The following is a 25,410-nucleotide window of genomic DNA, read 5'->3' as shown; positions in this document are numbered from 1 at the left end:
TGGGGGCGCGTAGTAGGGCAGATCCGGAGAGGAACTTTGGGCAAGGACGCCCGTGACATGCCGTGGGAACGGCAAACAACGACGCGTGACCGCGCCATTGCGTGAGATCGGAGTTGATCTTGCTAAATAGTATCACATTTGCACAAATGTGCTAACTTGTTAGTAAATTTGGTGCGGATGTGCGACGTTGTTGAAAAATACGTTCACAAAGCAAAAAACCGCCGTGCCCGGAGCGGGGACGGCGGTTTTTGCTGACAGCAGCTGGAAGTTTAGAACTCTTCCCACTCCGCTTCATTCATCTTGGTCGTAGCGACCGGCTTCCTGGCTGACTTGGCGACCGGTTTGCTGACAGGCCTGGCTGCCGGCTTTTCCCCAGTCTTGTTCACTGGCTCTTCGGCAGGCGTATCAGCAGGCGTAACAGCAGGCTTGGCCTGTGCACGTGGCGCCGGCTTGCTCAGTGCCGGCCGTGCCGGTGGCGGGCGCTTGACGGGTGCGCTCACCGCGACCGGCGTCGTGTGCGCGGCGTCGAGCTTGAACACGTCGACCACCTGTGCCAGGCGCTTGGCCTGATCCTGCAGCGATGCGGTGGCAGCGGTGGCTTCTTCGACCAGTGCGGCGTTCTGCTGGGTCGCGTTGTCCATCTGACCCATGGCCTGGTTGACCTGGTCGATGCCGGTGATCTGCTCCTGGCTGGCCGACGAAATCTCGCCCATGATGTCGGTCACGCGGCGGATCGAGTCCACCACTTCGCGCATCGTCGCACCGGTCTGGTCGACCAGCTTGGTGCCGGTGTCGACTTTCTCGACCGAGTCGCCGATCAGGCCCTTGATTTCCTTGGCGGCAGCGGCCGAGCGCTGCGCCAGCGTACGCACTTCGGATGCGACGACAGCAAAGCCGCGGCCCTGCTCGCCGGCGCGCGCCGCTTCCACGGCAGCGTTCAACGCCAGGATATTGGTCTGGAACGCGATGCCGTCGATGACGCTGATGATGTCGACGATCTTGCGCGATGACTCGTTGATCGAGCCCATCGTGGCGACCACCTGATCGACCGAGGCGCCGGCCTGCGTTGCGACGCTCGAGGCGGCAATGGCCAGCTGGTTGGCCTGACGCGCATTGTCGGCGTTCTGGCGCACGGTGCCCGTCAGTTCTTCCATCGAGGCGGCGGTTTCTTCCAGCGCTGCGGCCTGCTGTTCGGTGCGGCTCGACAGGTCGAAACTGCCTGCGGCGATCTCGCCCGAGGCGCCGCTGATGGTCTGGGTGCCGGTACGCACTTCGTCGACGATCCTGGCCAGGCTGTTATTCATATTGCCCAGCGCGCGCAGCAGGGCGCCGGTTTCATCATTGGCGCTGCTGTCGATGCGCACGGTCAGGTCGCCGGCGGCAACTTGTTCGGCAGCCTGCACGGCGCGGCGCAGCGGCCCGGTGATCGAGCGGGTCAGCAGCCAGGCGAAGACACCGCCCAGCAGCAGGGCGCCGGCCGCCAGCGAGCCGATGACGACCTTGCCACGTGAGGCGGTGCCGGCAATCATTGCTGCGCTGTCGCTGATATGTTTCTGTTGCAGGTTGACCAGATCGTGGACGCGTCCTTCATAGGCCTTGGCGGCCGGCGTGAATTGCTGGTTAAGGATCTGTTCAGCCAGTTCGGTGTTGCCATCGGCCTTGGCCTTGATGGCACCGTCGCGCGCCTTGCTGTAGGCGGCGCGGTGTTCCATCACCGATTTGAACAGGGCGGTTTCCTCGTCACCGCTGATCAATGGTTCGATCTTCTTGACCAGATCGGCCGACAGCTTGCCGGTGGCGGCCGCGTCTTCCTTAAAGTACGCGGTCAGCGAGCCGTCGCTGCTCTTGACGATGGCGGCGGTGCGGCGCACGGCGGCGAAAATCTGCGTGTACCACTCGGCGATCATGCGTTCTTTCGCCAGCGGCTCGGCCAGGATGATCTGCGTTTCCTGCGCGACCTGGTTCAGCCGCCAGACGCCGACGGTCGCGATCATGACCGTCATCATGAGGGTCAGCGCGAATCCTGCTGCCAGTCGCGTTCCGATATTGAGTTTTATAAAATTGCCCATGTGTACTCTGCGTGAAATAGGTGAATGCGGCGTTGTCCAGCACCGGCGAACAGGTGACCAGCGACGGTGTCGACCGGTGTTGCCATTGACTTGACGCTTGAAGTGACTGGCTCTGATTATTGCTCAACTGAAACAAAAAAGCACTCGGAATGGGTGGTTATTCGTGATTTTGTGATCGGCCAGCGACAGTCTTGCCAGAGAAGTTAACGCCTTGATATGAGGCGATATTTGCCGCTATAAGGTATAATTTCTATTTCCCGCGTGTGCCGTTCGGCACCATCAGCACAATGACCAAATTCGTATTCGTCACTGGCGGCGTCGTCTCTTCCCTGGGCAAAGGGATTGCAGCCGCCTCCCTCGCCGCAATCCTCGAGAGCCGCGGTCTCAAAGTCACCATGCTCAAGCTCGATCCGTACATCAACGTCGATCCGGGCACCATGAGTCCAACGCAGCACGGCGAAGTGTTCGTCACCGACGACGGCGCCGAGACTGACCTCGACCTTGGCCACTACGAGCGCTTCATCAGCACCCGCATGAAAAAGGTGAATAATTTCACCACGGGCCAGATCTATGAATCGGTGATCCGCAAGGAACGTCGTGGCGAATACCTCGGCAAGACCGTGCAGGTGATCCCGCACATCACCAACGAGATCCAGGATTACATCCGCCGTGGCGCCGAAGGCGTCGACGTGGCGCTGGTCGAAATCGGCGGCACCGTCGGCGACATCGAGTCGCTGCCGTTCCTTGAAGCCGCGCGCCAGCTGTCGCTGCGTTCGGGCCGCAAGGGCGCCGCGTTCGTGCACCTGACGCTCGTGCCGTTCATCGCCTCGGCCGGCGAACTCAAGACCAAGCCGACCCAGCACAGCGTGCAGAAGCTGCGCGAAATCGGCATCTCGCCCAACGCGCTGCTGTGCCGCGCCGACCGCCCGATTCCCGACGACGAGCGCGCCAAGATTTCGCTGTTCGCCAACGTCGAAGAGCAGGCCGTCATTTCGGTGTGGGACGTCGACACCATCTACAAGGTCCCGCAAGTGCTGTGCGACCAGGGCCTGGATGACATCATCCTTGAAGCCCTTGGTCTGGAAGCGCCAAAAGCCGACCTGTCGATGTGGACCAAGCTGATTCACACGCTCGAGAATCCGAAGCACGAAGTCACGATCGGCATGGTAGGCAAGTACGTTGACCTGATCGAGTCGTACAAGTCGCTGACCGAAGCGCTGCGCCACGCCGGCATCCACACCGAAAGCCGCGTCAACATCGAGTACCTCGACTCCGAAGAAATCGAAACCCGTGGCTGCGACCACCTGGCCAAGTACGATGCAATCCTGGTGCCGGGCGGCTTTGGCAAGCGCGGCGTCGAAGGCAAGATCGCCGCTGCCCGCTATGCCCGTGAAAACAAGATCCCGTACCTGGGCATTTGCCTGGGCATGCAGGTCGCGCTGATCGAGTACGCACGCAATATGGCGGGCCTGGCCAACGCCAACTCGACCGAGTTCGATCCTGAAACCGACCAGCCGGTCGTCGCCCTGATCACCGAGTGGCAGAACCACGACGGCAAGGTCGAAAAGCGCGACACCAACTCGAACCTGGGTGGCACGATGCGCCTGGGTGCGCAGACCTGCGCCGTCAACCCGGGCACGCTGGCCGCTGAAATCTACGGCAACGTCGTCACCGAGCGTCACCGTCACCGCTACGAAGGCAACAACCACTACCTGCCAAAGGTCGAGGCTGCCGGCCTGACCGTGTCGGCGCGTACGCCGAACGAAGACCTGTGCGAAATCATGGAGCTGCCACGCACCGGCGCGAACTCGCACCCTTGGTATATGGGCGTGCAGTTCCACCCCGAGTTCAAGTCGACGCCGCGCAACGGTCACCCGCTGTTCACGTCGTTCATCCGGGCCGCCCTGGCGCACCAGGCATCAAACACCAATCCTGCAGCCAACGCCGTCCAGGCCGCACCAGCACTCCAAGGAGACGCAGCATGAAACTTGCCGGATTCGACGTCGGCCTCGAGCACCCGATCTTCCTGATCGCCGGCACCTGCGTGATCGAATCGCGCCAGATGGCGATGGACACGGCGGGCACGCTCAAGGAAATCACCGCGGCACTGGGTATTCCGTTCATCTACAAATCGTCGTTCGACAAGGCGAATCGCTCGTCGGGCAAATCGTTCCGCGGCCCTGGTATTGAAAAGGGCCTCGAGATCCTGGCCGATGTGCGCCGCGAAATCGGCGTGCCGGTGCTGACCGACGTGCATGACGCCGAGATGATCCCGCATGTCGCGAGCATCGTCGACGTGCTGCAAACGCCAGCGTTCCTGTGCCGCCAGACCGATTTCATCAACGCCTGTGCGCGTTCGGGCAAGCCAGTGAACATCAAGAAGGGTCAGTTCCTGGCCCCAGGCGACATGAAGAACGTCATCGACAAGGCGCGCGCCGCTGCGCGCGACGCCGGCCTGGAAGAAGATAACTTCATGGCGTGCGAGCGCGGCGCCTCGTTCGGCTACAACAACCTGGTGTCGGACATGCGTGGCCTGGCCATCATGCGCGAATCGAACTGCCCGGTGGTGTTCGATGCAACCCACTCGGTGCAACTGCCGGGCGGGCAGGGCACGTCGTCGGGCGGCCAGCGCGAGCACATCCCCGTGCTGTCGCGCGCCGCCGTGGCGTCGGGCATCGCCGGCCTGTTCATGGAAACGCACCCGGACCCGGCCAATGCGATGTCGGATGGTCCGAATGCGGTGCCGCTGGCGCGCATGAAAGAGCTCCTGACGACCCTGGTCGAGATCGACCGCGTCGTCAAGAAGTCGCCGTTCCTGGAATTCGACTTCAAGTAACCGTTCAGGTTTGGATGCACCGTGTTGCGGGTATCCCTGAGGGACCCGGAGCACGGTGGTCCCCCCAAGATTACCTACCTTCTGGAGACTGAGAAACATGAGTGCTATCGTTGATATCATCGGCCGCGAAATCCTGGATTCCCGCGGTAACCCTACCGTCGAATGCGACGTCCTGCTCGAATCGGGCGTGATGGGCCGCGCGGCAGTGCCGTCGGGCGCATCGACCGGCTCGCGCGAAGCGATCGAACTGCGTGACGGCGATCCGAAGCGCTACTTCGGCAAAGGCGTGCTGCAAGCCTGCGAAAATATCAACACCGAGATCTCCGAAGCGATCATGGGCCTGGACGCGAACGAGCAAGCGTTCCTGGACCGCACCCTGATCGATCTCGACGGCACCGAAAACAAGAGCCGCCTGGGCGCCAATGCCATGCTGGCCGTGTCGATGGCCGTGGCCAAGGCCGCTGCCGAAGAAGCGGGCCTGCCGCTGTACCGCTACTTCGGCGGTTCGGGCGCGATGCAGATGCCGGTGCCGATGATGAACGTCATCAACGGCGGCGCGCACGCCGACAACAACCTGGACATCCAGGAGTTCATGATCATCCCGGTGGGCGCTCCATCGTTCAAGGAAGCCATCCGCTACGGCGCCGAGGTGTTCCACACGCTCAAGAAAATCCTGCACGCACGCGGCCTGAACACGGCAGTCGGCGACGAAGGCGGTTTCGCCCCGTCGGTGGCCAACCACGAAGAAGCCATCAAGCTGATCATGGAAGCGATCGAGCAGGCCGGCTACGTCGCCGGCAAGGACATCGCGCTGGGCCTCGATTGCGCCGCCAGCGAATTCTATAAAGATGGCCGTTACGTGCTCGAAGGCGAAGGCGGCCTGAGCCTGTCGGCAGCCGACTTCACCAACATGCTCTCGACCTGGTGCGACAAGTACCCGATCATCTCGATCGAAGACGCGATGCACGAAGGTGACTGGGAAGGCTGGGCCACCCTGACCGCCGCACTGGGCAAGAAGGTTCAGCTGGTGGGCGACGATCTGTTCGTCACCAACACCAAGATCCTGAAAGAAGGCATCCAGAAGGGCATCGCCAACTCGATCCTCATCAAGATCAACCAGATCGGCACGCTGACCGAAACGTTCGCCGCCATCGAAATGGCCAAGCGCGCCGGCTACACCGCCGTGATCTCGCACCGTTCGGGCGAAACCGAAGATTCGACCATCGCCGATATCGCCGTGGGCCTGAACGCGCTGCAGATCAAGACCGGTTCGCTGTCGCGTTCGGACCGCATGGCCAAGTACAACCAGTTGCTGCGCATCGAGGAAGACCTGGGCGACATCGCCAGCTACCCTGGCCGTGACGCGTTCTACAACCTGAAGTAATCCCCTGGGGCCGGCGCGCGGGATGGGAGCATCCCACCCGCGCGTCGGCTTTTTCATCTCCTTCGTTTCTCACCATGCGCTTGATCACGATTGTCCTGGCTGCGCTGCTCGTGCTGATCCAGTATCCCCTCTGGCTTGGCAAGGGCGGCTGGCTGTCCGTGGCCGACATGCAGAACCAGGTCGAAACCACGCGCATCAAGACCGAGCAGCTCGCCGCGCGCAACAGCAAGCTCGACTCTGAAGTCGATGACCTGACCGAAGGCACGGGCGCCGTCGAAGAGCGTGCGCGCTATGACCTGGGCATGATCAAGCAGAACGAGATTTTCGTGCAGGTGCTGCGCAAGAATGAAATCCCGGTCGAATCGATGACCGTGCCGCCACCACCGCCACCGCCGAAACCTGGTGCCAAGCCGACCGGCGCTGCCGCACACTGAACCTATCATCATGACCGAAGAAACTACCCCGATCGATCCCGCCAGCCTTGATTCGCTCGATGCGATCGCGGACTGCCTGGCCGAAGCGTTCGAAGATGGCGATGGCGCCGTGATTACGGCCGCCCTGCAGGCAGTGGCGCAGGCACCCGCCCTGGGCGAGCTGGCCGCCAGCGTGGGCATGCCGCGCGACGCGCTGCAGGCAGCGATGACGGCAGGGGAGTTCGATATGGATCTCACGCTCGAGATCATGAAGGTCGTCGACCTGCACATGAGTGGCGGGAAGTAAGACTGACGACGCGCTCCGCGTCTCTTCGCTACACACGTAAAAACGTCGTTCCCGCTTTTGCTGGAACGACGTTTCGACGCTAAATTACTCAGCGATACTGCGGCCTGTGAAGGGCCGCAGTGCTTCTTACTCTTTCGACTGCGACGATGCGTCGCCTTGCTCGTGGCCAGCGCCTTGCTCCAGGAATGCGCGCAGCATCCATGCATTTTTCTCGTGCACTTCCATGCGGGTCGACAGCATGTCGGCGGTCGGGAAATCGTCGATTTCGTCAGCAATACGCACGGCAGCGCGCGCGGTGCGGATCACGGCTTCCTGGCCTTCGACAAGTTGACGGATCATCTCTTTGGCCGACGGCACGTCGGTTTCTTCGGTGATGGTCGACAGTTCCACATAACGCTTGTAAGTGCCTGGTGCAAAGTGGCCCAGTGCGCGGATACGCTCGGCGATATCGTCCAGTGCGGTCCACAGTTCGGTGTACTGCTCCTGGAACATCACGTGCAGGGTCTGGAACATCGGACCGGTCACGTTCCAGTGGAAGTTGTGGGTCTTCAGGTACAGCATGTAGCTGTCGGCCAGCACGGTCGAGAGCGATTCGACGATTTTTGCGCGGTCTTCGGTGTTGATGCCAATATCGATGTTCATGTGTGTTTCTCCATTAGTCAGTGATATTCATGTGGTGCCACTGTCTGAAAATGCAACAGTATCAAACAAGCATCAGCTTATCACTTCGCGCAAAAAGTCGAAGTCCGCATGAATTCCTGAAATCGGGGCAATACAGGGGCGCGCAATGCTGCGACCTTCGAGGGTGTGTCGATGAAAGTGCGCCACGGTTCGTGGCATACATGCGTGATTCCATCGTTTGTCAGACTGGAGGCATCATGAACAAGCAGGTCATCTTCAACCTTGCGGTCAGCGATCTGGACCGGTCCAAGGCATTCTTTGCCAACATCGGCTTCACCTTCAAGCCGCAATACAGCAGCGACAGCACGGCCTACATGGTCATCGTCGACGATTGCATCCACGCCATGCTGATGACCGAGGCCTTTTTCGCTTCGCTGATCGATAAACCCGTGGCGTTGGCGCATCAGGCCAACGAGGTCATTATTTGCCTGAGTTGCGGGAGCCGCGAAGAACTCACGGGTTTGATCGCCCGGGCGCGCGCTGCGGGCGCCCGTATTCCGCATCCGCTGGAAGACCACGGCTTCATGGTCGACCAGGGATTCGAGGACCTCGATGGTCATCTGTGGAATCTGGTGTGGATGGCGCCGCAGCCCTGATGGGCTGCGGCTTCAGGACATTGCTTTAGTGCGTGCTGCCGCTCGGCGGGATCAGCGTCTGGGCTGCAGTATCGACGGCAAACAGCTGCGCGCAATCGACCTTGTCGAACGAATAGTGCTTGCCGCAGAAATCGCAGTTGATCCCCAGCTCGCCCAACTCGTCCAGCGCCGTTTCCACTTCGGGCTGGCCCAGCATCTTGAGCATGTTGCCGACCTTTTCACGGTTGCAGCTGCAGTGGAACTGCGGGTGCAGCGGGTCGAACACGCGGATCGTTTCTTCCCAGAACAGGCGGTGCAGCAGCGTCGAGATGTCGGTCGAGAGCAGCTCTTCGTGCTTGAGCGTGCCGCCCAGCGCCGCGGCGCGGTTCCAGGTTTCCAGGTCTTCCGCTTCGGACGCCTGTTTGGTCTGGTCTTCGCCGCCGCTGTGACGCGGCAATTTCTGCAGCAGCATGCCGCGCGCGACCTTGTCGTCGGCCGCAACCCACAGGCGCGTGTCGAGCTGCTCCGAACGCAGCATGTAGTTTTCGATGACCGTGGCGACGTCGTCGCCGTCCAGCGGCACGATGCCCTGGTATGGCTGCTGGCCTGGCATCTTTTCGAGCGGGTCGAGCGTGATCACGAAGCGGCCCGTGCCTTGCACATTGACCAGTTGGCCGAGCGTGGCGTCGTCGGTCACCTCGACGTCCGGCGCCAGCTTGGCCGTGGCGCGCATGCGCAGGTTGGCGTCGCATTCGACGACGAGCAGGCGCACCGGGCCGTCGCCGTGAATCTGCATCACGATCGAGCCGTTGAACTTGAGGTTGGCCGACAGCAGGGCGCAGGCGGCCACCATCTCGCCCAGCACCGAGCGGACTGCTTTCGGGTAGCCGTGGCGGGCCTGGATTTCGCGCCAGGTGTCGGAGATCTCGACCAGCTCGCCGCGTACGGCGGCGTTGTCGAAGATGAATTTCTGCAGCGTGTCGCCGGTGGTGCTCGTGATGTCAATCGTGGTGTCTGGTGTCGTCATTCTTTATCCGATTCTCTTTAGCTGTGTATTGAATAGCTGGCCTCGCGCGACATAGCTCGCGGCATTGCCCTGCAGGCGCAGCAGGTCTTCTTGTGTCAGGGTCCGCACCACTTTCGCGGGCGAACCCAGGATCAGTGAATGATCGGGAAATGTCTTGTTCTCGGTGACCAGCGCGCCGGCGCCGACGAGGCAACCCTTGCCGATGCGGGCGCCGTTCAGGATCACCGCGCCGATGCCGATCAGCGAACCGTCGCCGACCGTGCAACCATGCAGCATGGCCTGGTGGCCGATGGTCACGCCCTGGCCGATGTCGAGCGGATAGCCCATATCGGTATGCATCACTGTGCCTTCCTGCACATTGCTGTTCGCGCCAATGGTGATGCGTTCGTTGTCGCCACGCAGCGTGGCCCCGAACCACACCGACGTGTTGGCCGCCAGCGTGACCTTGCCGATCAGCGTGGCCGAATCGGCGACAAACGCCGACGGATCGATCTCGGGTGCATGTTCGCCCAGCTGGTAAATGGCCATGGATGCGCTCGCAGAAGGTTGGAATGGCGCTATTTTACCGCTCCATGCCTGGCGCAGCGCGGGCGTCGCCAACGCCGGAAGTCGGACAGATGGGGCCGTGGTACGCGAATTCAACGGCGCGGCGATATAATCGCGTGAACGATCGTACTTTTTTCGAGGTGCCATGAAACTTTCACGTTCTGAATTTGTCACCGTGCGCGGCCTGCGCCTTCATGTACGCCATTGGGGAAACGAGGGCGCGCCCAAGCTGTTCATGCTGCACGGCTGGATGGACGTGGCTGCCTCGTTCCAGTTCGTCGTCGATGCCCTGGAAGGTGATTGGCACGTGATCGCACCGGACTGGCGCGGCTTCGGACACAGTGACCGCTCGGGCGCCGATACCTACTGGTTCCCGGATTACGTGGCCGACCTCGATGCGCTGCTCGACCGTTTCGCACCGGACGAGGCGGTGAACCTGCTCGGCCACAGCATGGGCGGCAATATCGCCGGCCTGTACGCCGGCGTGCGGCCGCACCGCGTGGGCAAGCTGATCAATCTGGAAGGCTTCGGCCTGCCAGCCACGAAGGCGGCGCAGTATCCGAAACGGCTGGCCAACTGGCTCGACGAATTGCGCGCGCCACCCGAGATGCGCGGTTATGCCAGTCTGGACGAGGTCGCCGCGCGCCTGCGCAAGACCAATCCGCGCCTGGCGTATGAGCGCTCGAGCTTTCTGGCTGCCCACTGGTCCGAGCAGGACCGCGACGGCCAGTGGCGCATCCTGGGCGACCCGGCGCACAAGATGACGGGCCCGCTGCTGTACCACGTCGACGAAATGATGGCGGCATGGTCGGCCATCACGGCGCCCGTGCTATGGGTCGAGGCCGAAGACACCGATATGTGGCGCTGGATGGGCGCGAAGGAGCAGGCGCGGGCCGAGGTCGATCGCCGCATGGGGTACTTGAAGAACGTGACGGCGCGCATGGTGCCGCAGGCGGGCCACATGTTGCACCACGATCAGCCCGAATTGCTCGCGCGCATGATCGAAGACTTCCTCGCTGCACCGGCAGATTGATGCGCGTACAATGGAGCGTCCATCCCGCCCGTTGAAAAGCCCATGCTGAAAGTCGATCTGCACTGCCATTCCAATGTCTCCGACGGCGTCCTCGCGCCATCGGACGTGGCCGCTTACGCCGGCAAGAGCGGCGTGAACGTATGGGCGCTGACCGACCATGACGAAATCAGCGGCGTGAAAGCCGCGCGCCAGGCCGCAACCGCGCTGGGCATGCGCTTCGTAGCAGGCGTGGAGATCTCGGTTACCTGGGCCAATGACACCGTCCACGTCGTCGGCCTGCAGGTCGACGAAGACAATCCGGCGCTGACCGCCGGCCTGGCGGCAACCCGCAATGGCCGCGAAAAACGGGCCCGCGAGATGGCAGCCCAGCTCGAGCAGGCTGGCATTCCCACACCGTATGAAGGGGCACTGCGCTACGTCGCCAATCCCGACCTGATGTCGCGCACCCACTTTGCGCGCTACCTGTGCGAGATTGGCGTCTGCCGGACGACATCCGAAGTCTTCCGCCGCTTCCTGACCGAAGGCAAGCCGGGCTATGTGCCGCATCGCTGGGCCACGCTTGGCGAAGCGATGGGCTGGATCCAGGGCGCGGGCGGTATCGCCGTCATTGCGCACCCGGGGCGCTACAAGTTCAGTGACACGGCCCAGGGCGCGCTGTTCGATGAATTCCGCCAACTGGGCGGCACCGCCATCGAAGTCGTCACCGGCAGCCATACGCCGGATCAATACGGCACTTACGCCGAAGTCGCGCGGCGCTACGGCTTTCTCGCTTCGCGCGGCACCGACTTCCACGCCCCGGGCGAATCGCGGGTCGAGTTCGCCGAACTGCCACCCCTGCCATCCGGCGTGACGCCGATCTGGCACGACTGGTTCTAACACTCCCTTCAGTCTGACTGTATGGCCCGCCGCTTCTGCGGCTGGCCGCGTTGCGCCCGTTGCTTTCCTGTTTTTACAAAGAATTTGCCGATCAGCTCTTGTAAAAGCTAATTTATACTCCAACTGGAGTATATGCAGCGTATGGAGAGCACGATGAAAGCAGTTTTACCCCAACAGAAACTCCCTGACAGCGACAAGGTCACGGTCAACGTCGGCCTGGTCGATCTGGCCCAGGTCGACCTGCTCGTCGAGGAAGGGTTTTATTCCAACCGTACCGATCTGGTCCGCACGGCCATTCGCAACCTGCTCACGCAGCATGCCGACGTGATCCGTCAGACCATCGTGCGCAAGCGCTATGTGATGGGCCTGTACCGCTACTCGGTGCAGGAACTCGAACAACTGGTGGCAGAGGGGCAGCAACTGGACATCCATGTGCTGGGCCTGGCGGTCATCGAAGACAACGTATCACCTGAACTTGCCCGGAATGCGATCGCTTCGATCCAGGTCCTGGGCGCATTTGTTGCATCACCTGCCGTGCGCGCCGCGCTGGCAGATCGCACCCTTACCTAGACTGGATCACTATGAAATCGCTCGACCAATTCATGAACAAGATGATGACCTCTGCCCGCCTCGTGCAGAACAAGGATGTGGCCTCGGCCACCGCCACCATCCAGCAAGCGCTGGCGCAGGCCGGCCTGATGCCAGGACAGGGGCAGGGGCAGAATTCCGCACCTGCCAGCAAGGACGCCACCGGTTTTGTGGACATCAACCCGGCGCCCGATTGGCAAGCGCAGCTGCGCAAGGGCCAGGCGGCCATGCGCGCCGCCGGCGTGGGCGTGGGTATGGGTATTGGCGTGCCTGCGGACGACGATGTGGCGGTCATGGACGACATTGCCGGTGGCACTTTCACGGCGGGCGTGTTTTCAAACGCCGCCGGTCGCCGCCGCTACAAGCTGTACATCCCGTCGCAGCCTTCGACCGCGCCGCGCCCGCTGATCGTCATGCTGCACGGCTGCACGCAGAATCCCGATGACTTTGCGCTCGGCACCGGGATGAATCGCCTGGCCGAAGAAGCCAACTGCCTCGTGCTGTATCCGGAGCAGGACAGCGCGTCCAACCGCACGCAGTGCTGGAACTGGTTCGAGGCGGGCCACCAGGCGCGCGATGCCGGCGAACCGGGCATCATCGCCGGGCTGACGCGGCAGATCGTCAAGGAGCACGGCGCCGATCCGGCCCGGGTGTTCGTGGCCGGCATGTCGGCGGGTGGGGCGATGGCGGCGGTACTGGGCGCCGAGTATCCAGACCTGTTTGCGGCAGTGGGCGTGCACTCCGGCTTACCGGCTGGCAGCGGGCGCGATATGATTACCGGCTTGCAGGCCATGAAGAAGCCAGCCAAAGGGCGCGCCTTGCGCGAGGCGGTGCCAGTCATCGTGTTCCATGGCAGTACGGATCACGTGGTAACGCCCGCCAATGGCGACGCCGTGCTGCAACAGTATGTGGGCGCTCACGCCGGCCTGCACGCTGCGCCTTTGAACGTGCGCCACGACGATGCCGCCCATGGCGGGCGCCGCTGCCGCCGCAGTGTCTGGCATGACGACGCGGGCCGGGCCATGGCGGAGCAGTGGGTCGTGCAGGGTGCAGGGCACGCCTGGGCCGGTGGCAATGCGGCAGGATCGCATACGGATGCGGCGGGGCCGTCGGCGTCAAAAGAGATGCTGCGCTTCTTCCTGGGCACGAAACGTTGATACAGCAGGCACGAACGGCCGTGCTCTTGAATTTTCCGACAGACAGCCCAATATTGGCATCCTGTCATCAATTCAGGAGTTGTCTGCCATGAAGCGCATTGTTCTTTTCCTCGCCACCAATCTCGCCGTCGTCCTGGTGCTGTCGCTGGTCATGAACGTGCTCGGTCTTGGCCGCGCCGTCTCGGCGCAGGGCATCGACTTCGCTTCGCTGGCCGTGATGTCGCTGGTCATTGGCTTTACCGGTTCGTTCATCTCGCTGTTGATCAGCAAACCGATGGCCAAATGGTCGACCGGTGCGCGCGTGATCGAACAACCGGGCAATTCCACCGAGCAGTGGCTGGTGGACACCGTGCGCCGCCTGGCCGAGCGCGCCGGCATCGGCATGCCCGAGGTCGCCGTCTACGATGGTGAGCCGAATGCGTTCGCCACTGGCGCCTTCAAGAATTCGGCGCTGGTCGCCGTGTCCACCGGCCTGCTGCAAAGCATGAACCAGGAAGAAGTCGAAGCCGTCCTTGGCCACGAAGTTGCCCACATCGCCAATGGCGACATGGTCACGCTCACGCTGATCCAGGGCGTGGTCAATACCTTCGTCGTGTTCTTCGCGCGCGTGGTCGGCTTTTTTGTCGACAAGGTGCTGTTCCGTAAAGAGGGCGACGCGCCTGGCATCGGCTACTACGCGACCGTGATGGTCTGCGAAATCCTGTTCGGCCTGCTGGCTTCGATCATCGTGGCCTGGTTCTCGCGCCAGCGCGAATTCCGCGCCGACGCCGGCGCTGCCAAACTGATGGGCAGCCCCGTGCCGATGCAGCACGCGCTGGCCCGCCTGGGCGGTTTCGCCCCGGGCGCATTGCCGAAAGCGATGTCGGCATCGGGCATTTCCGGCAGCGGCGGCGGCTGGGGCGCGCTGTTCTCGACCCACCCGCCGATGGAGCAGCGCATTGCCGCGCTCCAGTCGCTCCGCTAACCAATAATAAGGACACCATCCATGGGCCAGTTTTTCCAGATTCACCCCGAAAACCCGCAAGCGCGCCTGATCAAGCAGGCTGCGCAGATCGTCAGCGCCGGCGGCATCGTCGCGCTGCCGACCGATTCCGCCTACGCACTCGTCTGCCGGCTGGACGACAAGAGCGCGGTCGAGAAGCTGCGCCGCATCCGTGGCGTCGACGACAAGCACCACCTGACGCTGCTGGTGCGCGACCTGTCCGAAGTGGCGCAATATGCGCGCGTGGACAACACGCAATACCGCCTGCTCAAGGCAACGATGCCAGGCCCGTACACGGTGATCCTGGAAGCCACGCGCGAGCTGCCGCGGCGCCTGTCGCACCCGTCGCGCAAGACGATCGGCCTGCGCGTGCCCGAAAACCGCATCACGCTGGCGCTGCTCGAAGAGCTGGGCGAGCCGCTGATCGGTACCACGCTGCAACTGCCGGGCGACGAGCACATGCTGTCCGATCCCGATGAAGTGCGCGAGCGCCTCGAAAAGCAGATCGAACTGATCATCGACGGCGGCGCCGGCATGCTGGAAGCCACCACCGTGATCGACCTGACCGGCCCCGAGCCGGTGCTGATTCGCGAGGGCAGGGGCGACCCGGCAGCGTTCGGCCTGTAGACCAAGGCGGCATCCGGTTGTTTGCCGTTCCGTCTTAAGAATTCCTTGGGGTAATCACGTGCCGGGCTCTGATAGAATCCCGTCATGGAAGAATCGATTCGCACCATCGCGGTCTACGCACTGCCCGTCCTTTTCGCAATTACCCTGCAGGAAGCTGCGCGCGGCTATGCCGCACGGTATTTTGGCGACAATACCGCCCACGCTACGGGGCGCCTGAGCCTCAACCCGCTGGCACACATCGACATCTGGGGCACGATCGTGATCCCGATCGTCCTGTTCATGCTGAGCGGCTTCGTGTTCGGCTACGCCAAGCCGATTCCCGTCGACTATGGCCGCCTGCGCAACCCGAAGCGTGACATGGCCTGGGTGGCACTGGCCGGTCCTGCTGCCAACTTCATCATGGCCGTGCTCTGGCTGATTCTGGGCGCGCTGCTGGTGTTCTTCCAGGTTGGCGAAGAGTTCCCGAACCGGGTTGCCCAGGCAGGTATCATCACCAATCTTCTGATCATGGCGTTCAACCTGCTGCCGATCCCGCCGTTCGGTGGCGGCCAGGTCCTCATCAGCGTGTTGCCGCACCGTGCAGCCTATGCCTTTTCCCGCATCGAGCCGTATGGCTTCTTCATCGTGCTGGGGCTGGCACTGCTCGGCGTGATGAAGTACTGGCTTGCGCCCGTGATGACGGTGGGCGGCTACCTTGTCCAGCTGGCGGCCTCGCCATTCACGTTCTTCCTGCTTTGAGCCGATGAGCACCGGCGTTCATATGGCGGCATTGCCCGCGTCGCCCTGGGTGGCACGTTTCGCGCCCCTCGCGCGGCCTGGCGAAGCGCTCGATCTGGCCTGCGGCAACGGGCGCCACACGCGCCTGCTCGCAGCGCAAGGCTTGCAGGTGCTGGCGGTTGACCGTAATCCCGCGGCCCTGGCCGCCAGCGCCGGCGAGGGCGTCACGACGCTGGCCTGCGACCTGGAAGCCGATGGCGCGATCTGGCCGTTCGAGACCGGGCGCTTTGCCGTTATCGTCGTCACCAATTACCTGCACCGGCCGCTGTTTGCGCAGATTGCGGCCAGTCTGCGGCCCGATGGCATCCTGATTTACGAAACCTTCGCACAAGGCAACGAGATCTACGGCAAACCGTCGAATCCGGCGTTTCTGCTCGCGCCCTGTGAACTGCTGGCGCTGGCCCATGATGGCGGCCTGCAGGTGCTGGCGTACGAGGATGGCCACGTAGAGCGGCCCCATCCCGCGCAGGTGCAGCGGCTGTGCGCCGCCGGTCATGCGTATCGCAAAACCGAGGCCTGGCTCGACCATATTGTGGTCAGGAATGAACCATAGGGGCGGGCTATCCGCTACAATCAGATTTTTAAATGAATGGCACGGTCCAAAGATTATGATTAAGGGCAGTATCGTAGCAATCGTCACCCCGATGTTCGAAGATGGCACCGTCGATCGCGATGCCCTGCGCGCGCTGATCGACTGGCATATCGCCGAAGGTACCGACGCGATCGTCATCGTGGGCACGACCGGCGAATCGGCGACACTGTCGCCGGAAGAGCATTGCGAACTCGTCAAGCTGGCCGTCGACCATGTCGCCGGCCGCATCCCTGTCATCGCCGGTACCGGCGGCAATTCGACCGTGGAAGCGATCGCGCTGACCCGTCATGCGAAATCGGTCGGCGCGGACGCGTCCCTGCAGGTTGTGCCGTACTACAACCGGCCGACGCAAGAGGGCATGTACCGCCACTTCCGCACGATCGCCGAAGCCGTCGACTTGCCGATCATCCTGTACAACGTGCCAGGCCGTACCGTGGCCGACATGGCCAACGAGACCGTCGCGCGCCTGGCGCCGATCGAGAACATCGTCGGCATCAAGGACGCTACCGGCAATATCGGGCGCGGCATCGAACTGCTCAAGATGGTCGATAAATCCTTCGCCGTGTATTCGGGCGACGATCCGACCGCGATGGCGCTGATGTTCTGCGGCGGCGCTGGCAATATCTCGGTCACTGCCAACGTGGCGCCGCGCGCGATGCACGAGCTGTGCGTGGCTGCCATGAATGGCGACATCGCCCGCGCGCTCGAGATCAACAACCGCGTACTCGGCCTGCACGCCAGATTGTTTGTCGAACCGAATCCCGTGCCCGTCAAATGGGCACTGGCCGAGATGGGCAAGATGCCGGCCGGCCTGCGCCTGCCGCTCGCGCCGCTGTCCTCCCAATACCACGAGATCGTACGTGCCGCCCTGGTGGAAGCCGGCGTTCATTCCCCATCCTGAACCCGCAAGGGTTCGGGTTACTGACCTGATATCGAACGACATGACTATTCGCAAGACTAAGAATTCCAACGGCGCATCCCTGATCAACGCTCCTGCCGTCGCCCGTGTGCTCTCGCTCACGGTCATCGCGTTCAGCCTGACGGCCTGCACCACGATTTTCGGTGGCGACAAGGTCGACTACAAGGGCACCAAGAAAGCCGCACCGCTGGACGTGCCGCCCGACCTGACCAAGCTGCAGCGCGACAACCGCTACGCGATCCCCGATGGCCGCGGTGTCGCCACGGCATCCGAATTCCAGCAGGGCCAGGCTGCAGCAGCTGCCGGCGGCGTTCCTGCAGTAGCCGGTGTCTTGGCATCCGGTCAGCCGATCGGCCCGATCTCGACCGACGCTGTCAGCGTGCAGCGCAATGGCGACCAGCGCTGGCTGGTGGTCAAGCAGACGCCTGAGCAGCTGTGGCCGCAACTGCGCCAGTTCTGGGAAGAGCAGGGCTTCGCGCTCGAGACCGAGTCGGCCACCACCGGCACCATGGAAACCGCATGGGTCGAGAACCGCTCGAAGATCCCGCAAGATTTCGTGCGTCGCGCCATTGGCCGCGTGTTCGACAGCGCCTACTCGACCGGCGAGCGCGACAAGTTCCGTACGCGCCTGGAGCGCCTGCCGGACGGTTCGACCGAGATCTGGGTCAGCCACCGCGGCGCCGAAGAAGTCCTGACTGGCCCGCAAAGCGAGACCACGACCTGGACCGTGCGTCCCAACGATCCGGGCCTCGAGTCGCAATACCTGAGCCGCATCGTTGCGCTGCTGACGGGTGCGAAGGAAGTCGCCCCGGCCGGAGCCATGGTCGCCAATGCGCCGCTGGCACCGCAACACGCCAAGCTGGTGGGCGACAAGGTCGAAGTCGATGAAGGTTTCGACCGCGCATGGCGCCGTGTCGGCCTGGCGCTGGATCGTGTCGGCTTCACCGTCGAAGACCGTGACCGCGTGCAGGGTATCTATTTCGTGCGCTACGTCGATCCGGATGCGGTTGACACCAAGGATGGCTTCTTCAAGCGCCTGTTCACGTTCGGCAAGTCGGAAGACGACGCCAAGGAAGCCCAGCGCTACCGCGTGCTGGTCAAGGCGGCACAGGGCGCGAATGTCAGCGAAGTGTCGGTGCAGACCAATGACGGCAAGGCAGAAACGTCGCCGACGACGACCAAGATCCTGACACTGCTGAACAACGAGCTGAAGTAATCCTCGTTGCGGCAACGAGAAACCGGCCAATTGGCCGGTTTTTTTATGCGCGTGCGGGTTGTCCGTTCACCAAAGAACCGGCGAAATGCCCCAGCGTAGGGTGGGCGGGTATCCCGCCCACGCGTTCGACGAACGTTGCTGTACCACCAGATCTGGTTGATCAGAACGCGTGGACGGCATAGCCCTCCACCCTACGAAAGCGACAGACGTAAAAAAACCGGCCCGCAGGCCGGTTTCTTCATTACCGAGTAACGAATTACTTGGTGGTAGCAGCAGCGTCAGCAGCTTGCGTAGCCGAGGTCTGAGCAGCAGCAGCAGCGTCGGTTGCGGTGGTTGCAGCAGCAGCAGCGTCGGTTGCAGCAGCGTCAGCAGCAGCAGCAGCTGGAGCGGTTGCGTCAGCAGCTGGCATGGTTGCGTCAGCAGGAGCGACGACAGCAGCTGGGGTTTCGGTCACTGGTGCGACTGGAGCTTCTTCTTTCTTAGCGCAAGCAGCCAGGGTAACAGCGAACAGGGAAGCGATCAGCAGGGATTTTTTCATGGTTTTTTCCTTAGTATTTACAAAAGTAGAACTACTTGATACGAATAATAATTACCGGTAATTATTATTCGATGGAATTCTCGTGCCTTCACAAATAGCAAGACTGCCATGGGCGCAACGGAACCTTCCTGATTGATATTATAGACAATTTTACAGTTTCGCAATAGCGAACACATGCTCTGGTGTAAGAATTTTCCGCTTTGATAAGCTTTATATTGTTACAAGATGCTACGCACATGACGGAATGTGTGGAAAGTAACTATCAGGCAACCACTCATGTCGGCTGGGTGCGTTACAACCCGGTTGTCGTCGGTTGCAGCGTCGGGCGCGATGCTTCCCAGATCGCTTCAAACCGATGATGCGGCACATCGACGGCGCGTGGATCGTCGAAGTTGGCTTCGCCACGCATGTGGTCGCTGTGAAAGCGGCGCACCACGCGAAGCTCATCGCCGATGCAGAACGAATCGGTCAGCTGGCGCAGATTTTTCGGCGTCTGGCGGCATTCGCAGAGGTGGTCGTAATCGCGCAGCAGGCGTAGAAAGCGCGGGAAGTGGCGCTCGATGTGATCCGGCTCATGCAGGGCCAGGCGGAAGGTGCCGCCCCGTTGCAGGAAAGCGCGCAGTGCCGCATCCACCTGGACGGCGCCGAGCGCGAACACCGCGCCATCCGGATCGAACAGGCGCAGACTGTGCTGCGCAGCCGCCACGACGGCGAGAAACTGCGCCTCGCAATCGCGCCGGGTGTCGAACGGGATCGCGCGCGCGTCCATGATCAGCCCAGCTCGACCCAGCCGTCCTGGTACCAGGCGTAAAGGGATTCGGTGACGTCGTCGGTGGCTTTGCCGAGCGTGGCGCCGTCGATGCGACGGTCGTTGGCCAGCACGTCGAGTACCACCTTGTCGGCGCGGCCGGCAGCCAGCGATTCGCCATTGATGAACACGTTCTTGCCGCGGTACAGCATCAGCGTCTTGCTCGACAATTTGACGCCGCGCTTGGCTGCCGTTTCCATGAAGCGCCCGAAGGTCAGCGGCTTGGCGGGCGGCGTGAAGAACACATTGTGCTTCGGCTCGGACATGTGCTCGCCGAGGAAGATGGTGACGTCTTCTTCGTCCCAGCGCACCTTGTTGAGCTCTTCGGTGACGGTGGCGAGCATGTGCTTCGGAATCTCGGCCGGGTTCTTTGCTTCTTGCAGTTCCGGATCGGCATAGCGGCCCGGCAGGTCGATCGAATCGGCCATGAATTGCAGGAACGCTTCGCCCAGTTCCTGGAACGACGGCGAGCGGAAACCGATCGAATAGGTCATGCATTCGCCTTCGGCGATGCCGTCGTGCGCGTACTGTGGCGGCAGGTACAGCATGTCGCCCGGCTCGAGTACGAACTCTTCTTCGGCCTCGAAATTGGCCAGGATCTTGAGCGGCAAGCCTTCGATGATCGTCAGGTCCTGCTGCGCGCCGATGCGCCAGCGGCGCTTGCCGTGCGCCTGCAGCAGGAACACGTCGTACGAGTCGTAATGGGGGCCGACGCCGGCGCCATCGGTGGCAAAGCTCACCATCAGGTCGTCCAGGCGCGCATCGGGCACGAAGCGGAACTGGCGCAGCAGCTCGTCGGCGCGCTCGTCATGCAGGTTCACGCCCTGGACCAGCATCGTCCAGTTGGGCTCGCTGCGCGCGGGCAGTTCGGTGAGAGGACCATGTTGCATGTCCCATTCGCCGTCGCGCAGCGAGACCAGGCGCGATTCGACGTGGTTCAGCGCAGCCAGCTCGGCCAGCTTCTCGAACTTGAGCAGCGGCTTGAAGCCGGGGATGGCGCCACGGATCAGCAGCGGTTTCTTGTGCCAGTAATCGCGCAGGAATTCTGCGGGGGAAAGATTCCCCAAAAGCGGTAATTTTTTCATGCGACATTATAACCAGCCGAAGCGGGGCCTGAACCCATCGAGAGTATAATCCGCAGCTCACAATGAAAGGATGGACGATGAAGATTGCTAAAGACACAGTCGTGACGGTTAATTACAAACTGTCGGATGCCCAGAACAATCTGATCGAGGAGGGCTCCCAGCCGATGGTGTACCTGCACGGCGGCTACGAGAATACCCTGCCGAAGATCGAAGAAGAGCTGGACGGCAAAGAAACCGGCTACGCCTCGACGATCCAGGTGGAACCAGACGACGCGTTCGGCGACTACGAGCCAGAGCTGGTCAAGGTTGAAGAGCGTTCGCGCCTGCCGGAACCGATCGAAGTCGGCATGCAGTTCGAAGGCGTGGCCGAAAACGGCGACGACGAGCCGGTGATTTTCACCGTGACCGAAATCGCTGACGACAAGGTCGTCCTGGATGGCAACCATCCACTGGCCGGCATGGCACTGCGTTTCGACCTGTCCGTGGTCGACGTGCGCGCTGCAACCGCCGAAGAAATCCAGCACGGTCACGTGCACGGCGCTGGTGGTCATCATCACGAGATCGATGACAGCGATGATGGCGATCACTTCCGTACCCAGCCGCTGCAGTAATCCGGTTGGTGCGCGGCCACCGCATCACGCGGTGGCCGCGCTTGTATCAAAGCCCAGTTTTACTGCTTCGCGTCCACCACCGTGAACGCCGCATCTTTCCCCAGCATCACATTCACCTCGACCGCTTTGGTCCCCACTGACAGCTGTCCCAGATTGCCTTTCCATGCGATCTGCGGCTTGTGGCCACCCGGCGCGTCACTGTCGACCAGCAGCACCTTCCCATCGAACTTGACGGCCTGCGCCTGGATCTGACGCCGCGCTGCCTCGAACCCGTCGCGCTCGACCGGTGCGCGGCGCAACAAGCCGCGCAGGCCCGCCGGCTGATCGAGATGGAACGGGCGCACGGCCCCTTCCGAGAACAGCACCAGCGCCTGCGCCTTGTCGCTGCGCGCCATCGCGAACAGGCGGTTCAGCCAGAAGCGGTTGGCCACGGCCCGGTCTTCGTATTCGCTGTTGCGGCCCGCCGCCGGCAGGAAATGGTTGTTCGCGGCCGGCAGATTGATGGTGGCGTACAGCACCTTGTCCACCTTCCAGTGCGCGTTTTCGGCGTAGCTGCGAAAACGCGGACTGGCCGACAGCTGCGTCAGGTGGATCTTCGTTGCGCCAAGCGATTCGGGTTCGCCGTACAGCAGTTCGCGCAGGCGGTTCAGGCGCTCGATCGCATTGGTGCGCTTGGCCGAGTTGCGGCAGCCGGTCCAGTCGCTGCCCGACAGCGACACGATCACGGGCCGCTTCGCATGCTCGAACAGGTCGCGCCGCTGCAGGTACAGCTTGTCGCCGCAGCTTTCGTTCTCGCCCTTGATGCCGGTGAGGACGACGAACGACACCGATTTTTCGGACGAATCGGCCAGCGCCTGCTTCAGGCGCGCGTCACTATCGGCGCGCGCGTCGTTGCCGACCACGGCGAAGCGGTGCGTGGGGCGCGCTTCCTTGTCCTTATCCTTGGCTTGGCCCACCAGCGGCGCGCAAGCAAGCAGCGTCGCCAGCAGCGCAGCGCGGACAATGACCGGACGCGGGATCGACATCAGGCAGCCAGCCGTTTCAGCTCGTACAGCCGCTCGAGCGCTTCGCGCGGCGTCAGCGCATCCGGATCGATGGCGTCGAGCGCGTCGCGCAAGCCGTCATCCTGGACGGCCGCCACGACTGGCGCCGGGGTGTCGTCGAGATCGTGCTCGGGTAGGGGCGCGGCGAACAGGTCGCGCTGCGGCGTGCCGCCGGCGGCCTGCGCTTCGAGGCGCGCCAGGTGCTTGCGCGCGGCCTTGATCACCGGCTGCGGCACCCCGGCCAGTTGCGCCACCTGCAAGCCGTAGCTTTGCGACGCCGGGCCATCCTGGACCGCATGCAGGAACACGATGCTGTCCTTATGCTCGACCGCCGACAGGTGCACGTTGTAAGCGCTCGGGTACGATTCCGGCAACTGGGTCAGCTCGAAATAGTGCGTCGCGAACAGCGTGAAGCTGCGGCTCGTGTCGATCAGGTGGCGCGCGATGGCCCACGCCAGCGCCAGGCCATCGAAGGTCGACGTGCCGCGCCCGACTTCATCCATCAGCACCAGTGAATGCTCGGTGGCGCCATTGAGGATCGCGGCCGATTCGGTCATCTCGACCATGAAGGTCGAGCGGCCGTTGGCCAGGTCGTCGCTGGCGCCGATGCGCGTGAAGATACGGTCGATCGGGCCCAGCGTGGCTTCGGCCGCCGGCACATAGCTGCCGACATACGCCAGCAGCGTGATCAGGGCGACCTGGCGCATGAAGGTCGATTTACCGCCCATGTTCGGACCGGTGATCAAGAGCAGGCGGCTCTCGTTGGAGAAACGGCAATCGTTGGCGATGAAGCGCTCGATCTGGTTCTCCACCACCGGATGGCGGCCTTCGACGATGTTCAGGCACGGCGCATCGACCAGCTGCGGCGCGCACCAGCCGTGGCGCAGCGCGTGGCTGGCCAGCGCCACCAGCACGTCGGCTTGCGCGATCGCGCGCGCGATGGTCTGCAGCACGCCGATGTGCGGCGCGAGCTGCGCCAGCAGGTCGTCGTACAGGATTTTCTCGCGTGCCAGCGCGCGGTCTTGCGCCGACAGCGCCTTGTCTTCGTAAGCCTTGAGTTCGGGCGTGATGTAGCGTTCGCAGTTTTTCAGCGTCTGGCGGCGGCGGTAATCGTCCGGCACCTTGGTCGCCTGGCCGTTGGTCACTTCGATGTAGAAGCCATGCACGCGGTTGTACTCGACGCGCAGGTTCGCGATGCCGGTGCGGGCGCGTTCGCGTGTTTCAAGATCGACGAGGAACTGGCCGGCATTCTCGGACAGCGCCTGCAGTTCATCGAGTTCGGCGTCGTAGCCGCGCGCGAACACGCCGCCATCGCGGATCATCGCGCTCGGCTCTTCCAGCACGGCGCGCACCAGCAAATCGAGGCAATCGGCGGGCGTGGCCAGGTCATCATGCAGCTCGCGCAGCAGCGACGTATCACCCGGCACGAAGCAGCGCGCCACCAGTTCGCGCAGCATCGGCAAGGCCTTGAGGCCATCGCGCAGGCTCGCCAGGTCGCGCGGGCGCGCGCTGAGCAGCGCCACGCGCGTGGTGATGCGCTCGATGTCCGGCACCTGCGCCAGCGTCGGCGACAGGTTGTCGATGGCATCCGCCTGCAGCAGCGCGGCGATCGACTGGTGACGGCTGCGCGCGATCGACTGGTCGCGGCGCGCATGGTGCAGCCAGTGGCGCAGCATGCGCGAACCCATCGCCGTGCGGCAGCCGTCGAGCAGCGAAAACAAGGTAGGCGACTCTTGCCCGCGAATGGTTTCGGTCAGCTCCAGATTGCGGCGCGTGGCAGCATCCAGGCCGATGTATTCGTTCTCGTTTTCGCACGCCAGCCCGCGCACGTGCTGCAGCCCGCGCCCTTGCGTGGACTGGGCATAACGCAGCAGCGCGCCGGCCGCGCCGAACGCGGCGCCCAGGCCATCGGCGCCAAAACCGGTGAGCGTGGCGACCTTCAACTGTTCGAGTAACGCGCCGTGGCCCTTGACCACGTCAAAGTGCCATTCCGGCACGCGCTGGGTGTGCACGGTGGACGCGCCATCGTCGAACATGTCGCCGCAATCGGCGCGCAGGATTTCGGCTGGCGCGATACGCTCGAGTTCATGCGCCAGACGCGCTTCGATGACGCGCGCGTCGCCCGAAAATTCCATCAGGCGCAGATTGCCGCTGGCCAGCGACAGCCAGGCCAGACCTGCGGTGACGGTCTTGCGCTGGGTTTGCAGGCACAGGGCGAGAAGAGGGCGCTCGGCTTTTTCAGGCAGCAGGTCGGAATCGGTCAGCGTACCGGGCGTGACGACGCGCATGACCTTGCGTTCGACCGGGCCTTTGGACAGCGCCGGATCGCCGATCTGCTCACAGATCGCGCACGACTCGCCCAGTTTCACCAGCTTGGCCAGATAGCCATCGAGCGAGTGGAACGGCACACCGGCCATCTTGATCGGATTGCCCTCGGACTTGCCGCGCGCGGTCAGCGTGATGCCCAGCACGCGCGAGGCTTTTTCGGCGTCTTCGAAGAACAGTTCGTAGAAGTCGCCCATGCGGTAGAACACCAGCATGTCGGGGTAGTCGGCCTTGATGCGCAGATATTGCTGCATCATCGGGGTGTGCTTGTCGGTCGCGCTGTTCTTGACGGCTGCGGCGTTGATTTCAGTGGGAACGGTGGTCATTTCTTCGGATTGGGTACGGCGAGGCAGAGGCTGGCCAGAGCTGCGTATTTTACCGCGATTGATGTTGCG

Annotated in this window: 26 protein-coding genes; 17 read left to right on the top strand and 9 right to left on the bottom strand. The window is 62.8% G+C overall.

Translation table 11 applies throughout. The features are described 5' to 3' along the window. Nucleotides 1–269: 269 nt before the first annotated feature. Nucleotides 270–2,069 carry a methyl-accepting chemotaxis protein gene (locus AC56LY_RS13960; RefSeq protein WP_499580438.1) on the bottom strand — a complete coding sequence of 600 codons (1,800 nt, stop codon included), beginning with the start codon at nucleotides 2,067–2,069 and terminating at the stop codon, nucleotides 270–272. A gap of 287 nt (nucleotides 2,070–2,356) precedes the next feature. Here AC56LY_RS13960 and pyrG point away from each other — a divergent pair, with 287 nt between their 5' ends. From pyrG to AC56LY_RS13935, 5 genes are all read left to right on the top strand, one after another. Continuing rightward, nucleotides 2,357–4,054, top strand: coding sequence for a CTP synthase (pyrG, locus tag AC56LY_RS13955; protein ID WP_499580436.1), 1,698 nt, complete (start codon nucleotides 2,357–2,359; stop codon nucleotides 4,052–4,054). Beyond that, on the top strand, nucleotides 4,051–4,905 hold the full coding sequence (gene kdsA, locus AC56LY_RS13950) for a 3-deoxy-8-phosphooctulonate synthase (RefSeq protein ID WP_183555582.1): 855 nt from the start codon (nucleotides 4,051–4,053) through the stop codon (nucleotides 4,903–4,905). The genes pyrG and kdsA overlap by 4 nt, the downstream gene beginning before the upstream one ends. Before the next feature lie 97 nt (nucleotides 4,906–5,002). Then, the gene (eno, locus tag AC56LY_RS13945) at nucleotides 5,003–6,289 is read left to right on the top strand and encodes a phosphopyruvate hydratase (protein ID WP_499503308.1); all 1,287 of its coding nucleotides are present in this window, start codon (nucleotides 5,003–5,005) and stop codon (nucleotides 6,287–6,289) included. Nucleotides 6,290–6,363: 74 nt separating this feature from the next. Then, nucleotides 6,364–6,723, top strand: coding sequence for a cell division protein FtsB (gene ftsB / locus AC56LY_RS13940; RefSeq protein WP_183555580.1), 360 nt, complete (start codon nucleotides 6,364–6,366; stop codon nucleotides 6,721–6,723). A 10-nt stretch (nucleotides 6,724–6,733) separates the two neighbouring features. Then, complete coding sequence (locus AC56LY_RS13935) at nucleotides 6,734–7,009, top strand: helix-turn-helix domain-containing transcriptional regulator (protein ID WP_258835204.1); 276 nt, start codon at nucleotides 6,734–6,736, stop codon at nucleotides 7,007–7,009. 126 nt (nucleotides 7,010–7,135) lie between these two features. On the opposite strand, the gene AC56LY_RS13930 is transcribed toward AC56LY_RS13935, so the two are convergent. Next, entirely contained in the window at nucleotides 7,136–7,651 is a 516-nt protein-coding gene (locus tag AC56LY_RS13930) for a Dps family protein (RefSeq protein ID WP_183555578.1), read from the bottom strand. A gap of 236 nt (nucleotides 7,652–7,887) precedes the next feature. On the opposite strand from AC56LY_RS13930, the gene AC56LY_RS13925 reads away from it, so the two are divergent. Beyond that, nucleotides 7,888–8,286: a VOC family protein gene (locus tag AC56LY_RS13925; protein ID WP_499580434.1), complete on the top strand. Its 399-nt coding sequence runs from the start codon at nucleotides 7,888–7,890 to the stop codon at nucleotides 8,284–8,286. 25 nt (nucleotides 8,287–8,311) lie between these two features. Here AC56LY_RS13925 and hslO read toward each other — a convergent pair whose 3' ends face one another. Next, nucleotides 8,312–9,292, bottom strand: coding sequence for an Hsp33 family molecular chaperone HslO (gene hslO / locus AC56LY_RS13920; RefSeq protein ID WP_499580432.1), 981 nt, complete (start codon nucleotides 9,290–9,292; stop codon nucleotides 8,312–8,314). A gap of 3 nt (nucleotides 9,293–9,295) precedes the next feature. After that, nucleotides 9,296–9,820, bottom strand: coding sequence for a gamma carbonic anhydrase family protein (locus tag AC56LY_RS13915; RefSeq protein ID WP_499580430.1), 525 nt, complete (start codon nucleotides 9,818–9,820; stop codon nucleotides 9,296–9,298). A gap of 163 nt (nucleotides 9,821–9,983) precedes the next feature. Here AC56LY_RS13915 and AC56LY_RS13910 point away from each other — a divergent pair, with 163 nt between their 5' ends. The 10 genes from AC56LY_RS13910 to bamC all read left to right on the top strand — a co-directional run bounded on the left by AC56LY_RS13910 (nucleotide 9,984) and on the right by bamC (nucleotide 18,605). Continuing rightward, complete coding sequence (locus tag AC56LY_RS13910; RefSeq protein ID WP_499580428.1) at nucleotides 9,984–10,871, top strand: alpha/beta fold hydrolase; 888 nt, start codon at nucleotides 9,984–9,986, stop codon at nucleotides 10,869–10,871. Between the two features lie 42 nt (nucleotides 10,872–10,913). After that, complete coding sequence (locus AC56LY_RS13905) at nucleotides 10,914–11,747, top strand: 3',5'-nucleoside bisphosphate phosphatase (protein ID WP_499580426.1); 834 nt, start codon at nucleotides 10,914–10,916, stop codon at nucleotides 11,745–11,747. A 153-nt stretch (nucleotides 11,748–11,900) separates the two neighbouring features. Continuing rightward, complete coding sequence (locus tag AC56LY_RS13900; protein WP_229424778.1) at nucleotides 11,901–12,317, top strand: ribbon-helix-helix domain-containing protein; 417 nt, start codon at nucleotides 11,901–11,903, stop codon at nucleotides 12,315–12,317. 11 nt (nucleotides 12,318–12,328) lie between these two features. Beyond that, nucleotides 12,329–13,492: an extracellular catalytic domain type 1 short-chain-length polyhydroxyalkanoate depolymerase gene (locus AC56LY_RS13895; RefSeq protein ID WP_499580424.1), complete on the top strand. Its 1,164-nt coding sequence runs from the start codon at nucleotides 12,329–12,331 to the stop codon at nucleotides 13,490–13,492. Nucleotides 13,493–13,580: 88 nt separating this feature from the next. Next, the gene (gene htpX, locus AC56LY_RS13890; RefSeq protein WP_499580422.1) at nucleotides 13,581–14,456 is read left to right on the top strand and encodes a protease HtpX; all 876 of its coding nucleotides are present in this window, start codon (nucleotides 13,581–13,583) and stop codon (nucleotides 14,454–14,456) included. 21 nt (nucleotides 14,457–14,477) lie between these two features. Next, nucleotides 14,478–15,101, top strand: coding sequence for an L-threonylcarbamoyladenylate synthase (locus AC56LY_RS13885; RefSeq protein ID WP_499580420.1), 624 nt, complete (start codon nucleotides 14,478–14,480; stop codon nucleotides 15,099–15,101). 84 nt (nucleotides 15,102–15,185) lie between these two features. After that, nucleotides 15,186–15,839, top strand: a complete 654-nt coding sequence (locus AC56LY_RS13880) for a site-2 protease family protein (protein WP_499580418.1) — start codon at nucleotides 15,186–15,188, stop codon at nucleotides 15,837–15,839. A gap of 22 nt (nucleotides 15,840–15,861) precedes the next feature. Beyond that, entirely contained in the window at nucleotides 15,862–16,431 is a 570-nt protein-coding gene (locus AC56LY_RS13875; protein WP_499580416.1) for a class I SAM-dependent methyltransferase, read from the top strand. Nucleotides 16,432–16,486: 55 nt separating this feature from the next. Then, nucleotides 16,487–17,371, top strand: coding sequence for a 4-hydroxy-tetrahydrodipicolinate synthase (gene dapA / locus AC56LY_RS13870; protein ID WP_499580414.1), 885 nt, complete (start codon nucleotides 16,487–16,489; stop codon nucleotides 17,369–17,371). Between the two features lie 40 nt (nucleotides 17,372–17,411). Continuing rightward, on the top strand, nucleotides 17,412–18,605 hold the full coding sequence (gene bamC, locus AC56LY_RS13865) for an NlpB/DapX family lipoprotein (RefSeq protein ID WP_499580412.1): 1,194 nt from the start codon (nucleotides 17,412–17,414) through the stop codon (nucleotides 18,603–18,605). 256 nt (nucleotides 18,606–18,861) lie between these two features. Here the strand turns inward: bamC and AC56LY_RS13860 are convergent, their stop codons facing one another. The 3 genes from AC56LY_RS13860 to AC56LY_RS13850 form a co-directional block, all read right to left on the bottom strand. Continuing rightward, a complete protein-coding gene (locus AC56LY_RS13860; RefSeq protein WP_482899682.1) occupies nucleotides 18,862–19,143 on the bottom strand; it encodes a hypothetical protein in 282 nt (93 codons plus the stop codon). Between the two features lie 292 nt (nucleotides 19,144–19,435). Then, nucleotides 19,436–19,912 carry a DUF7931 domain-containing protein gene (locus AC56LY_RS13855; RefSeq protein WP_499580410.1) on the bottom strand — a complete coding sequence of 159 codons (477 nt, stop codon included), beginning with the start codon at nucleotides 19,910–19,912 and terminating at the stop codon, nucleotides 19,436–19,438. Nucleotides 19,913–19,914: 2 nt separating this feature from the next. Next, nucleotides 19,915–21,036 (bottom strand): JmjC domain-containing protein, encoded by a 1,122-nt coding sequence (locus AC56LY_RS13850; protein ID WP_332531469.1) that lies wholly within the window; start codon nucleotides 21,034–21,036, stop codon nucleotides 19,915–19,917. A gap of 77 nt (nucleotides 21,037–21,113) precedes the next feature. Between AC56LY_RS13850 and AC56LY_RS13845 the strand changes: the two genes are divergently transcribed. Continuing rightward, a complete protein-coding gene (locus tag AC56LY_RS13845; RefSeq protein WP_183555563.1) occupies nucleotides 21,114–21,647 on the top strand; it encodes an FKBP-type peptidyl-prolyl cis-trans isomerase in 534 nt (177 codons plus the stop codon). A 59-nt stretch (nucleotides 21,648–21,706) separates the two neighbouring features. Here the strand turns inward: AC56LY_RS13845 and AC56LY_RS13840 are convergent, their stop codons facing one another. Both AC56LY_RS13840 and mutS read right to left on the bottom strand, forming a co-directional pair. Next, a complete protein-coding gene (locus tag AC56LY_RS13840; RefSeq protein ID WP_499580408.1) occupies nucleotides 21,707–22,672 on the bottom strand; it encodes a hypothetical protein in 966 nt (321 codons plus the stop codon). Then, nucleotides 22,672–25,341, bottom strand: a complete 2,670-nt coding sequence (gene mutS / locus AC56LY_RS13835) for a DNA mismatch repair protein MutS (protein ID WP_499580406.1) — start codon at nucleotides 25,339–25,341, stop codon at nucleotides 22,672–22,674. Before mutS ends, AC56LY_RS13840 begins: the two co-directional genes overlap by 1 nt. Nucleotides 25,342–25,410: the final 69 nt, after the last annotated feature.

The sequence above is a fragment of the Telluria sp. ZT3P25 genome (genome assembly GCF_059685895.1).
The sequence above is the reverse complement of the archived record's forward strand: the minus strand, read 5'-3'. Positions and strand labels throughout refer to the sequence as shown.

Excerpts from the sequence above, each read along its gene's own strand:
- AC56LY_RS13885 (WP_499580420.1), top strand. The coding sequence starts at position 14,478 with ATGGGCCAGTTTTTCCAGATTCACCCCGAAAACCCGCAAGCGCGCCTG.
- AC56LY_RS13875 (WP_499580416.1), top strand. The coding sequence starts at position 15,862 with ATGGCGGCATTGCCCGCGTCGCCCTGGGTGGCACGTTTCGCGCCCCTC.
- hslO (WP_499580432.1), bottom strand. The coding sequence starts at position 9,292 with ATGACGACACCAGACACCACGATTGACATCACGAGCACCACCGGCGAC.
- AC56LY_RS13855 (WP_499580410.1), bottom strand. The coding sequence starts at position 19,912 with ATGGACGCGCGCGCGATCCCGTTCGACACCCGGCGCGATTGCGAGGCG.
- dapA (WP_499580414.1), top strand. The coding sequence starts at position 16,487 with ATGATTAAGGGCAGTATCGTAGCAATCGTCACCCCGATGTTCGAAGAT.
- AC56LY_RS13905 (WP_499580426.1), top strand. The coding sequence starts at position 10,914 with ATGCTGAAAGTCGATCTGCACTGCCATTCCAATGTCTCCGACGGCGTC.
- AC56LY_RS13845 (WP_183555563.1), top strand. The coding sequence starts at position 21,114 with ATGAAGATTGCTAAAGACACAGTCGTGACGGTTAATTACAAACTGTCG.
- AC56LY_RS13960 (WP_499580438.1), bottom strand. The coding sequence starts at position 2,069 with ATGGGCAATTTTATAAAACTCAATATCGGAACGCGACTGGCAGCAGGA.
- AC56LY_RS13880 (WP_499580418.1), top strand. The coding sequence starts at position 15,186 with ATGGAAGAATCGATTCGCACCATCGCGGTCTACGCACTGCCCGTCCTT.
- AC56LY_RS13895 (WP_499580424.1), top strand. The coding sequence starts at position 12,329 with ATGAAATCGCTCGACCAATTCATGAACAAGATGATGACCTCTGCCCGC.
- eno (WP_499503308.1), top strand. The coding sequence starts at position 5,003 with ATGAGTGCTATCGTTGATATCATCGGCCGCGAAATCCTGGATTCCCGC.
- AC56LY_RS13930 (WP_183555578.1), bottom strand. The coding sequence starts at position 7,651 with ATGAACATCGATATTGGCATCAACACCGAAGACCGCGCAAAAATCGTC.
- AC56LY_RS13910 (WP_499580428.1), top strand. The coding sequence starts at position 9,984 with ATGAAACTTTCACGTTCTGAATTTGTCACCGTGCGCGGCCTGCGCCTT.
- htpX (WP_499580422.1), top strand. The coding sequence starts at position 13,581 with ATGAAGCGCATTGTTCTTTTCCTCGCCACCAATCTCGCCGTCGTCCTG.
- pyrG (WP_499580436.1), top strand. The coding sequence starts at position 2,357 with ATGACCAAATTCGTATTCGTCACTGGCGGCGTCGTCTCTTCCCTGGGC.
- AC56LY_RS13915 (WP_499580430.1), bottom strand. The coding sequence starts at position 9,820 with ATGGCCATTTACCAGCTGGGCGAACATGCACCCGAGATCGATCCGTCG.
- AC56LY_RS13850 (WP_332531469.1), bottom strand. The coding sequence starts at position 21,036 with ATGAAAAAATTACCGCTTTTGGGGAATCTTTCCCCCGCAGAATTCCTG.
- bamC (WP_499580412.1), top strand. The coding sequence starts at position 17,412 with ATGACTATTCGCAAGACTAAGAATTCCAACGGCGCATCCCTGATCAAC.
- AC56LY_RS13860 (WP_482899682.1), bottom strand. The coding sequence starts at position 19,143 with ATGAAAAAATCCCTGCTGATCGCTTCCCTGTTCGCTGTTACCCTGGCT.
- AC56LY_RS13925 (WP_499580434.1), top strand. The coding sequence starts at position 7,888 with ATGAACAAGCAGGTCATCTTCAACCTTGCGGTCAGCGATCTGGACCGG.
- mutS (WP_499580406.1), bottom strand. The coding sequence starts at position 25,341 with ATGACCACCGTTCCCACTGAAATCAACGCCGCAGCCGTCAAGAACAGC.
- AC56LY_RS13900 (WP_229424778.1), top strand. The coding sequence starts at position 11,901 with ATGAAAGCAGTTTTACCCCAACAGAAACTCCCTGACAGCGACAAGGTC.
- ftsB (WP_183555580.1), top strand. The coding sequence starts at position 6,364 with ATGCGCTTGATCACGATTGTCCTGGCTGCGCTGCTCGTGCTGATCCAG.
- kdsA (WP_183555582.1), top strand. The coding sequence starts at position 4,051 with ATGAAACTTGCCGGATTCGACGTCGGCCTCGAGCACCCGATCTTCCTG.
- AC56LY_RS13935 (WP_258835204.1), top strand. The coding sequence starts at position 6,734 with ATGACCGAAGAAACTACCCCGATCGATCCCGCCAGCCTTGATTCGCTC.
- AC56LY_RS13840 (WP_499580408.1), bottom strand. The coding sequence starts at position 22,672 with ATGTCGATCCCGCGTCCGGTCATTGTCCGCGCTGCGCTGCTGGCGACG.